This is a genomic window from Leptothoe sp. EHU-05/26/07-4, assembly GCF_043421015.1.
In the GTDB taxonomy this organism is placed as follows: domain Bacteria; phylum Cyanobacteriota; class Cyanobacteriia; order Phormidesmidales; family Phormidesmidaceae; genus Leptothoe; species Leptothoe turfae.
In genome coordinates this window covers 14,691-28,375 of record NZ_JAXSQV010000002.1, presented here as the reverse complement: position 1 = coordinate 28,375, position 13,685 = coordinate 14,691, and the positions used below count along the sequence as shown (strand labels likewise).

At 44.8% G+C, this 13,685-nt stretch carries 11 protein-coding genes; 5 read left to right on the top strand and 6 right to left on the bottom strand.

All coding sequences use genetic code 11. The annotated features are described in order from the left end of the window. Positions 1–6: 6 nt before the first annotated feature. A complete protein-coding gene (locus U2F10_RS02030; RefSeq protein WP_499870429.1) occupies positions 7–1,047 on the bottom strand; it encodes a serine hydrolase domain-containing protein in 1,041 nt (346 codons plus the stop codon). A gap of 242 nt (positions 1,048–1,289) precedes the next feature. Between U2F10_RS02030 and U2F10_RS02025 the strand changes: the two genes are divergently transcribed. Then, complete coding sequence (locus U2F10_RS02025; protein WP_499870428.1) at positions 1,290–4,028, top strand: WD40 repeat domain-containing protein; 2,739 nt, start codon at positions 1,290–1,292, stop codon at positions 4,026–4,028. Here the strand turns inward: U2F10_RS02025 and U2F10_RS02020 are convergent. Further along, positions 3,929–4,144 carry a tetratricopeptide repeat protein gene (locus tag U2F10_RS02020; protein ID WP_499870426.1) on the bottom strand — a complete coding sequence of 72 codons (216 nt, stop codon included), beginning with the start codon at positions 4,142–4,144 and terminating at the stop codon, positions 3,929–3,931. The two genes, U2F10_RS02025 and U2F10_RS02020, sit on opposite strands and share 100 nt — an antisense overlap. A gap of 328 nt (positions 4,145–4,472) precedes the next feature. On the opposite strand from U2F10_RS02020, the gene U2F10_RS02015 reads away from it, so the two are divergent. The 4 genes from U2F10_RS02015 to U2F10_RS02000 all read left to right on the top strand — a co-directional run bounded on the left by U2F10_RS02015 (position 4,473) and on the right by U2F10_RS02000 (position 9,252). Continuing rightward, positions 4,473–5,699: a CPBP family intramembrane glutamic endopeptidase gene (locus U2F10_RS02015; RefSeq protein WP_499059228.1), complete on the top strand. Its 1,227-nt coding sequence runs from the start codon at positions 4,473–4,475 to the stop codon at positions 5,697–5,699. Between the two features lie 205 nt (positions 5,700–5,904). After that, the gene (gene hpsE / locus U2F10_RS02010) at positions 5,905–6,885 is read left to right on the top strand and encodes a hormogonium polysaccharide biosynthesis glycosyltransferase HpsE (protein ID WP_499870424.1); all 981 of its coding nucleotides are present in this window, start codon (positions 5,905–5,907) and stop codon (positions 6,883–6,885) included. Between the two features lie 134 nt (positions 6,886–7,019). Then, on the top strand, positions 7,020–8,174 hold the full coding sequence (locus U2F10_RS02005; RefSeq protein ID WP_163659332.1) for an FIST signal transduction protein: 1,155 nt from the start codon (positions 7,020–7,022) through the stop codon (positions 8,172–8,174). Positions 8,175–8,181: 7 nt separating this feature from the next. Further along, on the top strand, positions 8,182–9,252 hold the full coding sequence (locus U2F10_RS02000) for a sensor histidine kinase (RefSeq protein ID WP_499059231.1): 1,071 nt from the start codon (positions 8,182–8,184) through the stop codon (positions 9,250–9,252). A 78-nt stretch (positions 9,253–9,330) separates the two neighbouring features. Here U2F10_RS02000 and U2F10_RS01995 read toward each other — a convergent pair whose 3' ends face one another. The 4 genes from U2F10_RS01995 to U2F10_RS01980 form a co-directional block, all read right to left on the bottom strand. Continuing rightward, a complete protein-coding gene (locus U2F10_RS01995) occupies positions 9,331–11,070 on the bottom strand; it encodes an ATP-binding protein (protein WP_499870422.1) in 1,740 nt (579 codons plus the stop codon). 314 nt (positions 11,071–11,384) lie between these two features. After that, positions 11,385–12,008 (bottom strand): Crp/Fnr family transcriptional regulator, encoded by a 624-nt coding sequence (locus U2F10_RS01990; protein WP_499870420.1) that lies wholly within the window; start codon positions 12,006–12,008, stop codon positions 11,385–11,387. A 149-nt stretch (positions 12,009–12,157) separates the two neighbouring features. Continuing rightward, positions 12,158–13,177: a hypothetical protein gene (locus U2F10_RS01985; RefSeq protein WP_499870419.1), complete on the bottom strand. Its 1,020-nt coding sequence runs from the start codon at positions 13,175–13,177 to the stop codon at positions 12,158–12,160. A 202-nt stretch (positions 13,178–13,379) separates the two neighbouring features. After that, positions 13,380–13,685, bottom strand: coding sequence for a DUF4342 domain-containing protein (locus U2F10_RS01980; protein WP_163659336.1), 306 nt, complete (start codon positions 13,683–13,685; stop codon positions 13,380–13,382).

Below are 13,685 nucleotides of genomic sequence, written 5' to 3'. Positions count from 1 at the left end.
AAACAATTATTCTGAACTATTTTCACTACCACCATACAAATGATTTTCCAACGAAGCTATAGCTTTGGTAGCATCCTCGTCAGTACCAGCTGTAAAAATTAAATCACCCTGCTCTACGTAATCTATCCATTGGGCCGAAAACACTTCATTACCACCATCGTGCCAATAGACTTGCCCAATGCCGTCTAATTCTTCAACCACAAGCCCATAGCCATAAAAGCTCTCATCGTCTTCAAATTCCCGAATATGCGGCGTTTGCACAATAGTAAGCATATCTGGAGATATGACTTGACCAGCAACAACCGTTTGACGAAATTGAATCATATCTTCCACCGTTGAGACTAAGCCACCATTACCAATGAGATTCCAATAAGGTTTGTCGTTTCCCCAACTAGCCTGGCGAATTGTCTCGTCTTGCCTGGTTTTTAGTGAACGGCTATTGTCATAAACAGACTCGTACCCAGTATTTTCTAGCCCTAGTCCTGCAATCACATCTTCGCGCAAATAGGCTTCATAAGATTTACCAGAGCGTGCTTCGATGATCGCGGCGACAATGCCAAATCCGGTGTTGGAATATTGATATGTTTCTCCTGGAAGGAATTCAAGCGACGATTCAAATGCTCGAATGAGAAATTCATCTTTACTCAGCTGTTCTGGATCTGGACCAATAGATTTGCTAAATCCAGCGGAGTGTGTCAATAACTGATGTACTGTGATGTTCGATTTATCGGCTGGTACGTTGTCAAAAATATCACCAAGGGTTTCATCAAAACTGACCTTGCCTTGTTGCACAAGTTTTGCTGCCATCACTCCAGTCACAGTTTTTGTGATGGAATTGATGTCAATCAAGGTTTGTTCGGGTGGTATTGTGTCAATGGCTGGAGCCCCAAACTCTTTGAATTGAATAGGCTCGCTATGGTGAGAGACGGCGATAATAACATTTAGATTTTGTGCTTCAATTTCTGCTAGGGCAGTATCTAATCGCTGATCAAACGGAGCACTTATCGGCAGTGGTTGTGCTTTTGGCTGGCATCCAGTACCGAACATAATGATGACTACTCCAGCTAACCATAGGGACAACTTTGATCGACACATATAATTGCTTCAGTAGTCTGACTAACTAAAAAACCTTGGTGCCATAATAACTGTACAAAGCCCTATTTCAGAACGACAGCGCTTTGGGACGCAATTTGATTGAGGGCTCAAACCTTAAGGAATCATCCATAAAGGGATTGTATCTAGCTGTAGTGGCCTCTTATCAGCCATAAGCACCCTCAAGTTCTTGAAGCATGCTTTCCTTAATATCGTCATCCAAGTTTTCACCAGACGTTATCCACGACGACTTTATCAATATCGATATCACGCCAGAAGATAGAAATAATTTACCGCACCAGTTTTTGGATGTCATCAAACAGCTTAACCAAAACTACCTGCACTGGAAGCACCTTCGGGATACTAAGCAAGCTACCCACGCCACCTTTTATCTATACACCAAGGATGGCATCAAACAAGCGGTTGAAAAAGCAGCTGAGTCGGATAACCCCATAGAACAGAATGTTCTACTAATCTTAGAAACGAATCTTGCCTTGGCAACGATCAATTCATTATTAATCACCTGTGAAGAATATCTCAAGGCAGAGCAATTGCAAAATTGCAAAGACAGCATTGATACCGCCCTTTCTACGCTATATGAGTTTATCAAAACACGAGAAAAACTGAGTCAGTCACGAGATATTGCTATAGAAAGCATTCGACAAGATATTACTAATGATAACGAAAGCACCCAATATGCTTCTTACGGAGCGAGGAAGATTTCAGGTCTACAACATGACGCTAGAATTGATGACCCCAATCTCTACGTTGTTAGACAACAGCTCACATCCCTACAAGAAACCTTTACCCTGATCTACCCAGAAGATATTGGCCAGACTTCTTCCAACTTGGCAGGGAAGCAGCGACTAAATTCTCTGCTCTCCAATATCTTTATTGAATTGGTTAAGCCCAATGCAAAAATCACCACCAATAAAGCAAGTGCTAGTGATAATTTCTCAACTATTACAAATAGGTCTGATGTCCCAGTGGGTTTCTTTTCTCCCAACGGGGTTTACTACTTGAGGCAAGTGCCTGGTGAAGAAAGCATATCAGCGACCACTGCTAAGATCATTGAGGTGGAGACAGGTGAAGAGCTGAGAACAATCACCTATAAAGGTTGGCTTACAGCCATGTCGTTTTCAACGGATGGTGCGTATCTGGCCATTGTATTAGACCATCTTTTTAAGGTCATAGACGTATCGACGGGTAAAGAATTTGCTGCCGTGCAGCACCAAGGTATTGTACAGAAAACCTGCTTCTCTCCAGATGGCACTCACTTAGCCGCAGTTTCCATTGACAAAGCCATAAAAATTGTTGAGGTAGCTACAGGCAAGACAATTCGTACCCTGGTCCATAGCAAAAATGAAGCAGACATATCAAAGTCCATATGCTTTTCGCCCAGGGGGACATATCTGGCCGTTCCCAGTGATAAAACAATAAAGATAGTGGCTGTTGCCACTGGCCATGAGGTGACAGCATTTTCCCATACAAGTTCAGCCGATGTCCTTTGCTTTTCGCCAGACGAGGCTTACATTGCCACAACCACTGGCTCAAACACCGAAATTACAAAGATATCCACCGGTGAGAAAATTACCTCTATCTCTCATCAGGGTAAACTGCGGGGTATATCATCATCTCCCTTTGGTACCTATCTAGCCATTGGCTCATGGAATAATACAATTAAACTCATCAAAGTAGTCACTAAAACAGGCGGCAGAAACGTTTATACCATTAAGCACGAAGAGGACGTTAATGCCGTCGCGTTCTCTGCCGATGGAGGATACCTGGCCACAGCATCGTCAGATCAAACCGCTAACATAATCAAAGTTGCTACCGGTAGACGCGTTACCACCATTGCCCATGATGCCCACGCCATTGCCCTATCCTTTGCGGCCAATCGCTCGTACCTTGCTACAGCCTCTTTAGATGGCACAGTGAAGTTACTGGATTTACCCAAGCTTGTTGAAGATGCAAGTGAAGATGAAAGTACTGCAGCTAATCCCCAAGTCGAAGAGTCTTCCCTTGTTCAAATGAACAAAGCTGAGGTCTTTTTTAAGGCTTGGCGGATAGAACAGGCAAATGTCAGCAGTTTCTATGAGTTTATGTTGGCCAAAGCTGAACAGGGTGGTTTATCGGCTAAATACAATGCACCTATTTTAGAGACTAATCTTTTACTGGAAGCTTTATTTTTCTTGGTAGCCAGTGCTGAGAAGAACTACCAAACCATTAGTCCCTATCTGGCTGATTTGGAAAATGGTGAACTGTATCTGCCTGCGTTGCAGGATCTCAGGGATAATGTTTCAGCAGCATTGTCGTCTCTCTATGAGTTTATCCATAGCCGTATGCGGTTAGATGATGATAGCTATCCCCAGGCGCTGGAACGATTTCAACGAGATATTGAGGTAGATATTTATACGAGTCAGCTGATTCTGACTATTTACGAGAAAATTCTGGCATTTCTGCGGTATAACGGCATAAAGCAGAGCAGTGAGTTCCACACGGTAAAGGGGATGCTGGATAAGATCTTTGACATCATTGATGCATTGTTGCCGGATGAGGTGAGGCGTCAGCGCAATGGTTCGCAAAATGGGATGGCCAATAATATTTCTATTGCAGAAGCACTGCAGGTGATTGAGGCATTTGATTTGACGGAAGCCGAGTTGGTGCCGTTGTTGTCGAAATTAAAGCACAGCGGTGTGATGAATGCGGCAATTGCACTAGCGGCGATGTCTAAAGTGACATCAGCGACGGTGGTGGAGCTGTGTCGGGGGTTGCCAAATGAGGCGATTAATATACGGGTGGCATTGTTGGCGCTAAAGAAACGGCGGAAGACCCATTATATTGGGACGGTGATGCCCTGGGTGGAGATTACGCAAAGGGATGTTTTGTTGAGGAAGTTGGAGACAGCTCCTGTTAAGACGTGGTGGCGACGGTGATAGAGCGTTGTTTGCGGATGGGAGAGATGATCTTCTCCAAGAGTTTCCTTGGCCATGCTCAGCGCTTGATCCAGATACTCCTGATCTTGGGGCACATCATTTTGCGCGTAAGCCAATGTCCCCAGATTCTTAACTAGGTATTACCTTGATCTTGGTAAATAAGCCCTAGCAAATTTAAGCTGGCAGCCACATCGGGATGAGCGTCCCCATAGGCATTCACCTTCACGAGGATACCCCATCACACTACAGTCGCCTCCATGGCCAATAAATTAAGATGATACATCTAACAACTTACCTGGTTTAGAGATTTACGCTGATGGCTTAAGCGTAACTGCTAGGTCTTTTAGTGTAGCTATTCACCGTCTATATCTGTAGCAGAAGGTCGTGTGACGACCTATCGCGCAGGTCGATTATCTGACGTTAATTACATCGAAGGTGTAGCTAATGAAAACTCAGCCAAACTATATCAGACAGATTCTTATGGGTCTGGCGATCATGTTCGGGCCAATTATCATTTTTGGATTGCTACCATCCCCTAGGGAAGAGGGGGTGGGTACATATTTTATTGTTTATACACTCCTGGCTGTTGCAGCTCTGATATCTCTGATTGCCGGGCATATTCCCTTTATCAAAGGCTGTGGAAACTATGCCCAATCCCGAGGCTATGGCAAACGATGGGGATGGCTAGGCCTGTTTAGTTGGATTGGGTTGTCGGTGCTGATGATCATTCCCAACCGCTGCAAGCCGTCTCCTGACATGCAAACAGCTACACCGGAAACGGCATTTGATCGAGTCAGCCTTTTAGAAATCGGTCTAAAGTATGTGGCCTTGGCCACACTCTATGCCATTTTTATGGTTTTGGCCTATGTCAAACTGACCGGACAGAATTTTGATGAATATCAGATCACAGCCCTGTTTGCAAATGTAATAGGTCTGGTGATATCGACTCATTTTATTGTTCTTCTGTTTAGATTACTGCGAGCCGCCAAATTTGATCTGTCTGCATTGGGTCTTAAGGGGGGCATTAGTGCCCGCGAGGGTCTCTTAACTTGTTTAGTAGCGACAACTTTGTTTTTATTTTCCCTGAGCTTTGACAGGATCACGCTGTATGGTTTGTCCTATGTCTGGCCAGGCTATGTTGAAGACTACTTTGAAGGTGTACAACGTTTCACCAATATCTTGGAGCTAATTCTGTTTGCTGTTAGTGCCATTATCCTGGCACCGTTGCTAGAAGAGATCTTGTTTCGCGGCATTTTTCTCCAGAAGTGGGGACTTAAGTGGGGGCTACGGTGGGGAATAGTCGTATCGTCGTTACTGTTTGCGGTTATTCATGTTCGGTTTGATCTGATTTCGTTATTTATTGATGGAGTTTTTCTGGCGTTCCTGTATTTAAGAACCTCTAGTTTGGTGGCTCCCATGCTTTGTCACGGGTTGTTTAATGCGGCAGTGGTGGTCTGGAATGCGGTTGATTTTTTTGGTAAACCTGTGGCTGAAAGAGGGATAACGCTATCAATCAGTGATTATCAGGCTCTGGTATCTCCCGTATTAAACCAATACATTGTCCTGGCTATTGTGTCTTTCTTTTTGTTGGTGTATCTGTTTTTCCAGCTACGCCCCCGGTCTATAGCCCCCATGCCCTATCTCAAGAATTGTGGTTTGGCTCAGGGGTAAGTCCTAACTTTATGCAGGTTACGCTCTAATGAATCCCTTTGCGTGATGACCGAATGACTACCTTTTCTTGGTCTAGGCTTAACCTTGGGAGCCTACTATTTAAGGGCCGAATGCAGGGTCACCCAAAATAGGTTTTGGGCGTTGTCCCGGATGTATTTGAGGCATTTTTTCATAAAAATTAAAGGCTTGTGTATTCCCTCGGATTGTGACTGACTTTTCTGTTGTTATCTGCACCTATAACGGTGAGCGTCGTCTGCCTATATTATTAGAGCGATTGCGATCGCAACTCACCCCCAAGTCCCTAACCTGGGAAATCCTCATCGTTGACAACAACAGTCACGACCAGACGGCTCAATGTATTCGCGACTATCAGCACCAGTGGCCTAAGCATATTCCCCTGCGATGCTTGTTTGAGCCTCGTCAGGGCCTTGCCTATGCCCGCCGTTGCGCCATGGGCTCTGTCAGCAGTGACCTTGTCGGTTTTTTAGATGACGACACCTTACCCGCCGAGGATTGGGTTGCTCAGGCCTATCAATTTGGTCAACTCCATCCCCAGGCAGGAGCCTATGGCAGTGCCATTGATGGACAATACGAAAGCAAACCCCCAGAAGGTTTTGAGCGTATTGCCAGCTGTCTGGCCGTCATTCAGCGGGGAGATACGCCCTTTCAATACCACACCAAGCAAGGGGTTTTACCCGCCGGGGCGGGTATGGTGGTTCGACGCCGAGCCTGGTTCACCTGTGTCCCCACAGAGCCAGCCCTCAGTGGCGTATGTGGCACGAGCCTAAAAACCAAAGGGGAAGATGTTGAAACCCTAAGCCATATACGTCAGGGAGGTTGGCCCATTTGGCATAATCCCCAGATGCGCCTGCTCCACTCAATTCCGGCCAATCGTCTGCGCCCAGCCTATTTGCTAGACCTGTTTCAATCCATTGGTGTCAGTCGGTATCCCCTACGTTGTGTGCGCTATCGTCGGTGGCAGCGTCCTTTGATGCTACTCCTACATGGCCTCAATGACCTGCGCAAACTGATCATCCATATCCTTAAAACCAAACATTTCCACCCAACCGATATTGTCACGGCCTGTGAACGAACATTATTGGTTCATAGCTTTATGAGTCCCATCCATGGATTATCGGTAGGCCAGACATATGGAAGCATAGATACGCCCATATTCCGAGGCTAAAACGATAATTTGAACACATCGCAATTCTACTGATTTGAAATATATCCATCGTATGTACAAGATTAAGTGGATATTTAGTGAGTTGGGTATGCTGACTAATGGAAGAGTAGATATCAACGTTTTGCGTAGAAGCTATGCTAAAAGCAGTAGTTGGTCATAGCAATGACCCAGATACGACGTTTGCGATCGCAGAAGTCTTAGAGCAATGTCTGACTGCCTTAGCAGGGATTAAGCCTCAGGCAGGCATTTTGTTAGCCGCCCTTGATTTTGAGCATACTGAAATCCTTCAACGTATTAACCAAACATTTCCAGGCATTCAACTCATTGGCGGCACAACTGACGGTGAAATTTCATCTATCCTAGAATTTCAGCAAGACTCTCTAGTCTTAATGTTGTTGTACTCCGACCAAGTGGGCTTTCATGCCGCTGTTGGTCGCCATGTTTCCTCAAACCCTGTTGCAATTGCTCAGCAAACCGTTCAATTAGCCCAAGCACAGTCCCAACGCCCAACAGCTTTATGTATCACCACACCTGAAAGTTTAACGACCAGTGGACTGTTAATTCTGGATGGCTTGCAACAAGCCTTAGGAGAAACAACTCCCATTATCGGGGGGACCACCTGTGACCAATGGAAATTTCGACAAACCTACCAATTTTTTGGGCAAGAAGTTTTAAGTGATGCTCTGCCCATTTTGCTATTGTCAGGGCCTGTACTCTGGGGCCATGGGGTGTCCACGGGTTGGACCCCGATAGGAAAAAAAGGAAAAGTAACTAAAGTCGATGGTAATGTTCTTCATGAAGTTAATGGACAGCCCATTTTAGAGTTTTATCGAGATTATTTAGGCGATATTCGTCCATCTCCTGCCTACCGGTTAGCTGTGTTTGAACCAAATCAAAACAGTTGGTATATGCGAGCGTCTAACGGCTCCTATGATTCAGAGTCTGGCAGTATCACCTTCTTTGCCGATATCCCACCCCAGTCAGAGGTACAAGTGGTTCGTTCCAGTCGGGATGAAATGGTGGCCTCGGCAAATTCATCCATGCGACAAGCCCTTAAGCATTATCCTGGAACTCATCCCACCGTAGCCTTATTATTCTCCTGCACAGGGCGTATGCGGGTTTTAGGAACCAGAACTAAAGAAGAATATCACGTCTTACGACAGGCAATTCCACCTAACATGACGTGCGCTGGATTTTATACCTATGGAGAAATCGCTCCGTCCCGCACCCATGGCGCAGCCCAATTTCACAATGAAACCTTTGTAACGTTGCTGTTAGGCATGGAGTAGCTTCTTCATGGATAATATGGCCCCTGATCAGCTACAACAACGCATTGAGAAGTTAGAAAAACACAATCGGCTGTTACAGAAAAAATTGGCTCGTTCGGAAGCCAATCGGGCAGAATTAGAAAATTCTTACGAGATCCAATCAGAGTTAGTTCGTCAAATTATTCAAGGATTAGAAAAATCCAGAAGTGAGGCAGAGATTCGTAGTCAGGAGTTACAAGCAGCTTTCACCAATTTGCAACTGATGCAAACAAAATTGATACAATCTGAAAAGATGTCTGCCCTGGGGATGTTGGTGGCAGGCATTGCCCATGAAATTAATAATCCCATCAGTTTTATCTATTGTAATATTGACCATGCCTATGCCTATGTGCAAGATTTAATAGATTTGCTCAATCTCTATCAGAAAATCTATCCTGAACCACACAGCAAAATTACGGCCCTCAGCGAAGAGTTAGAGGTGGACTTTATTGTTGAAGACCTGTTCAGGCTCTTGAATTCTATGCAAATAGGTAGTGAACGCATTAGCAAGATTGTGTCAGGATTGAGAACATTCTCACGACTTGATGAAGCTGATTATAAGGAAGCAGATTTGCATGACGGTTTGGACAGTACCTTGATGCTTCTACAGCACCGATTCAAAGGGTATGGCCACCGTCCTAACATCACCATCATTAAGAATTATAGTCAGTTACCTCAAATCTCCTGTTTTTCAGGGCAACTCAATCAGGTTTTTATGAACATCTTAGTCAATGCAGTCGATGCTATTGAAGATCGCTACACACAACAATCACAATATCCAGGTAAGCTTGAAGCTGGTCAAATTACCATTTGTACATCTACGATTAATTCACAATGGATAAACATATCCATTGCTGATAATGGCTTAGGAATGCCTGAAGAGATTTACAAAAAGATATTTAATCCATTCTTCACGACAAAACCTACTGGCGAGGGAACAGGCATGGGGTTATCGATCAGCTATCAGATTATTGTTGAAAACCACGGCGGTAATTTAGAGTGTCGATCTAATGTAGGATCAGGCACTGAGTTTATCGTCAGCATTCCTATCAAGCAATGACTTGGTGAGGCAATCATCCATATCGCCCCAAGGGCTCGATATCTATAGCCTGGCACCCATAGTTCATAACATCAGTGATTAACGTTTAAGAACCGGTAACATCACCGTAACCGTAGTACCGGACTTGGCATCTGAAGTTATGGAAAATTGACCTTTATGGGCATTCACGATTCGTTTAACAATGGCTAGACCCAAGCCATTACCATTGGGTTTTGTGGTAAAAAACGGTGTTGTAATCTTCTCCAAAATAGATGGAGGAATGGGATTACCTCCATTATGAATCTGCACTGTCAGGTGATTAGCTTTGGATGGATACGTAATCTCCCAAGTCACGATCTCGCCGGCAGCTGTCGCCTCACAGGCATTGGTCAGTAAGTTAATAAAGACCTGTTTGAGTTTGTCAGAATCTGCCGAAACGATGGCTGAAATTGGATTTGCATGGAATTCGATCACCTGATCTGCCACGGAGGGATGAGACTGTAGAGATTTTAGAAGATCCGCACTCCATGTGTTTAGTTCTAAGGGCTTACAATTCAGCGCTTGCGGTTTAGAGAACAGCAAAATTTCATTGAGCAATCGCTTTAAGCGATCGGCTTCTTCTAGGGCGATATCTAACCGGGCTTTAAATCGACCGTCCAGGTCTAGCTTCTGAAAGCTGGTTAGCCCCATCAGCACCGTTGTCAGAGGATTACGAATTTCATGAACAATCATGGAAGATAGTTCGCCAACTTCAGCTAAATGGGAGAGTGCTTTTTTAGCATGGGCTTCGGCCTGCTGGCGTTGGGCATCAAGTCGTCTTCTCTCGCTAATATCTCTAACCATGGCGAGAATACATTGCCGTCCCTCAAACTCAATGGGTGCAGCAGAAATCTCCGCTGGCAGCTTATGTTTCGACTTTGTTAAACAGGTCAGTTCATCGGTCCAGCCCCGACCGTTGTGAAAAACATTCCGGGTAAATTCCAATAATTTAGGCATTTCGTCTGGATGAACCTGAGAGATTTTAATGGCGTTTAGCAGCTCCTGGTGTGAATAGCTGAGTAGCTCGGTCGCCCTTGGGTTGGCCTCTAAAATTTGATCCTGGGCTGGGTCAATCACAAAGATAGCGTCGTTGGACCCGTCAAAAATTTTGCGAAAACGCTGCTCTAAGGATGAATGGGCAATACTTTCTACCTGTAGTCGAGCTGAGACCCGATGTAGCTCAGTTCTATAGTGATCTAATTTTTGGGTCAGCTGCTGGTTAACGGTCATCAGCTTTTCCTGGAGCAACTGTAGAGGGTGCCTAGGGCTGACTGTCTCCAGGGTATGGTTGCTGACAGAATGACAGCAGCGTTCTAGCTCAATGGCCATGGCAGCCTGATGGGCCATTAACGTCAAAATCTGTTGATCTTCAGTTTGAAAGGGTTCGATGGCAGGTCTTAGGGCCAGCAAGATACCGCAGCAGCAACCTTTAGGGGTAACTACGGGCACACCGCAATAGGCCACATTCAGATTGGCCTGTAATATATAGACCCCCGTAGCTGAATTTCTCTGAGTTAAAATATCTTCAGCTAAGCGACTCCAATAGGCATAATTTTCAGGTTTACCTGGCTGCAGTTCTGGACTGACAATGAAGTCATACTTACCGGACCCTAAGTATTGACCGAGCATCACGTGACTGGCCCCCAAGCCATGACGCAATCCAGAAACTAGCTCTTCCAGATACGCTTCTAAATGGCCAGCCCTATAGCGCAGTGACGTTAAGGCTGAAAGCCATCGAGACTGGATTTGATGATTGGGAATACAGGCAACCTGGAGCTGAGATTCATTCATCGCGCTCATGGAATCACTTAGATGAGATTTCCCAGAATTTTAGATGAGTAAACCCTGAGAATCTATGATTCAAATCAAGTTTGTTAAGAAAATTGAAATCCCAGGCTGAAATCAAAAAAGATTCTTAAGACTTACGGTAAGTAGGTTGGTGCAATCTTGCATCAGGCATTAACAAATTATTTGACTGCTTAGAGTCTGCCCTCAAAGCCTTCAAAAGTGGAAAAAGGGGGCTGCAATATCTGATAGCTAAAGCGATGGCATCCCCCCATCCCCCATCCACCTGTAATAGTGGGTAAACCTACGCCACAGCGTACTAGCTACACCTATCCCTCCAGAAATATAATTTTTCTCTGATTACGTTGAATAATGCCATCGTCTTGCAATTTTCGTAACGAGCGTGAAACCACCTCTGGTGTCAGGCAAATTTGCTCGGCAATGGCTTTAATCGGGCAATTGAGAACACAGATGTTTTGCCCCGGTGTTTTTAAATTGTAGAGATAGGCTAGTACACGGTCACTAGCGGAACGGATACATCGCAATGTCATGAGGTCTTTGGCGATGTGGAGCTGTTCTGTTAATTCACTAATAAAAATAAGGGAAATCTCAGGATCTTGATGTAGTAGGGTGAGAAATGCCTGTTTGGGGATAGCAACAATGAGAGAGGGCTCAGTTGCGATCGCAGAATTAGCATAAACGCCATGAAACAAGGCGCTTTCGCCAAACCAGCTGCCATTGTCGATGGCGTATTGGTGACTCATCTGGCCATTTTCCAGATAGCGCACCAGCTGTACTTTTCCAGTTTTGACGCCAAAAATCTTCCCTGCTGGTTCTTCACCATGAAAGATAATCTCGCCGGTTTTAACTGTTGAGAGACTGGGAAGAGCCTCAATGAGGCCCTTCTCAAACAAACGCTTGAGGGCTTCAAGATAACGATCCAATGATTCCATTGAAAACCACTTAGATTACGATGCTGTCCAAAGTAAGCAACTCATCTAAGAGCTTCCCCAATAGCTGTCTAAAACCAGCCTCAATTATGCTGAGGGTTGACTTAAAATTTGCCTCTCAGTGATTCAGGTGGAACTTAAGACGATATCAGCTAATCTGCAAATCCCTTTCTATCTTCCACCATAGCAAACGGAATCAAACTTAGGGGCCAGATAAAGTATTGCAAGAACAACACGGAATTAAAGTATAGGAAGGCCATCATGGTGACTGTAGACGCTGCAAAGATGCCAACCCGCTCTGTTAAGAAACTTAGATAGGCCAGCCCCATTAGAAATAGCATCAGTGCTTTGGCCTTGAGGCCCACCAGCCACGGATAATTTTGAAATAGAATCACATCGATAGATGGGGCACCGCTAATATGGCTATCCCCTAGGCGTGTTGCTGAGAACAAAACAGACTTAAAGAAGCCATCGGCATCCCAAATAATAAAGGGTAGGGACGTTATCAACGGCACACTGAGAATAATCAAAAAGCCAATAATCAGGTTTTTAGCGTACTTATCGCGTTTTTTCCATAGATATATTAGATATAGCGGCAGTAAAAATATCGCGATCTGTTTGATACCCACGGAGATGCTAAACATCAGCAGAGCGAGTCGTGGTTTCTCCTTTAAAAGAACCAGGGAGAATACTAAAAAGAAAATGGCTGCAAATTCTAGATGATGGACACGAATAATATAAATACTCCAGCGGCCTAGCAAGAGAATAAGCGAGGCCGCTGTCCCCAGTAACCACAACCGACGCTTTTGAAAGTATCGTAGCGTTAGACCAACAATACCCATGTGGAATATAAAGGCTGTGGGTCGCCAAAAGTATAGCCAGTCGCGATAGTCTAGAAAACCAAGTTTTTGCACTAGAGCAGATACAAGATAGGCAATGGGAAAATAAGTGGCATATTTATCATTTTCCCTGAGGTTGCCTGCCAGAACTCTGGCATAGGGGTTTTCTCCAGCCAGAATTCGCTTGCCTTCTAGCCAGATATAGTACATATCATGGCCCTGAAGCTCTTCAGCCGGTGTGTGCCAAAAACTGTAGTGTATGAAAAATCCTGCAGACGCCAGCAGCAGGAAAATAAGCCAATATCGTTTATCCCATTTGTCTAACCCTGACATGGTAAATGTTTGAAACAACAAATTAGTGACTAGAAATAAGGCTTCAGTATGCCACTAAAATCTGACTATGATATGACCACAGGTTACAAAAAATCCACCCAATCCTTTACGCTGACAGGCTGGGTGGAAACAAGGGTAGGGGTAAGACTTTTTGCCTCTACTATGTCTCTAGAAAGGTAAGTGTGACAAAAGAGACAATGGCCTAGGCACGGCGTTCGACCACTAGGGTAAAACGGGCAACCAGCATGCCAACGGATGCGATCGCAACCAGCGGTGCAAAAAAGGCCAGACCCACGGCTCCCCCCACTAGGCCCGCTGTCAGGGGAATTTCTAACAAGGTGCGGCCTTCAGCATTTTTAATCAAAATCCGTCGCACATTACTCTCATTAATGAGCTCTTGTACTTTGTTAACCAGGTTGTCGCTATTTACCACAAATTCTTCTGTAGTCGTTTCTGGATCAGATTCCGGTGGTGTTGAGTTGGGAGAAGAGGGATCAGAGTAGCTCAT

Bases quoted from the DNA above. Each gene is read 5' to 3' on its own strand.
- U2F10_RS02030 (WP_499870429.1), bottom strand. From the start codon at position 1,047: ATGTTCGGTACTGGATGCCAGCCAAAAGCACAACCACTGCCGATAAGT.
- U2F10_RS02025 (WP_499870428.1), top strand. From the start codon at position 1,290: ATGCTTTCCTTAATATCGTCATCCAAGTTTTCACCAGACGTTATCCAC.
- U2F10_RS02015 (WP_499059228.1), top strand. From the start codon at position 4,473: ATGAAAACTCAGCCAAACTATATCAGACAGATTCTTATGGGTCTGGCG.
- U2F10_RS02005 (WP_163659332.1), top strand. From the start codon at position 7,020: ATGCTAAAAGCAGTAGTTGGTCATAGCAATGACCCAGATACGACGTTT.
- U2F10_RS02000 (WP_499059231.1), top strand. From the start codon at position 8,182: ATGGATAATATGGCCCCTGATCAGCTACAACAACGCATTGAGAAGTTA.
- U2F10_RS01995 (WP_499870422.1), bottom strand. From the start codon at position 11,070: ATGAGCGCGATGAATGAATCTCAGCTCCAGGTTGCCTGTATTCCCAAT.
- U2F10_RS01990 (WP_499870420.1), bottom strand. From the start codon at position 12,008: ATGGAATCATTGGATCGTTATCTTGAAGCCCTCAAGCGTTTGTTTGAG.
- U2F10_RS01985 (WP_499870419.1), bottom strand. From the start codon at position 13,177: ATGTCAGGGTTAGACAAATGGGATAAACGATATTGGCTTATTTTCCTG.
- U2F10_RS01980 (WP_163659336.1), bottom strand. From the start codon at position 13,685: ATGAGCTACTCTGATCCCTCTTCTCCCAACTCAACACCACCGGAATCT.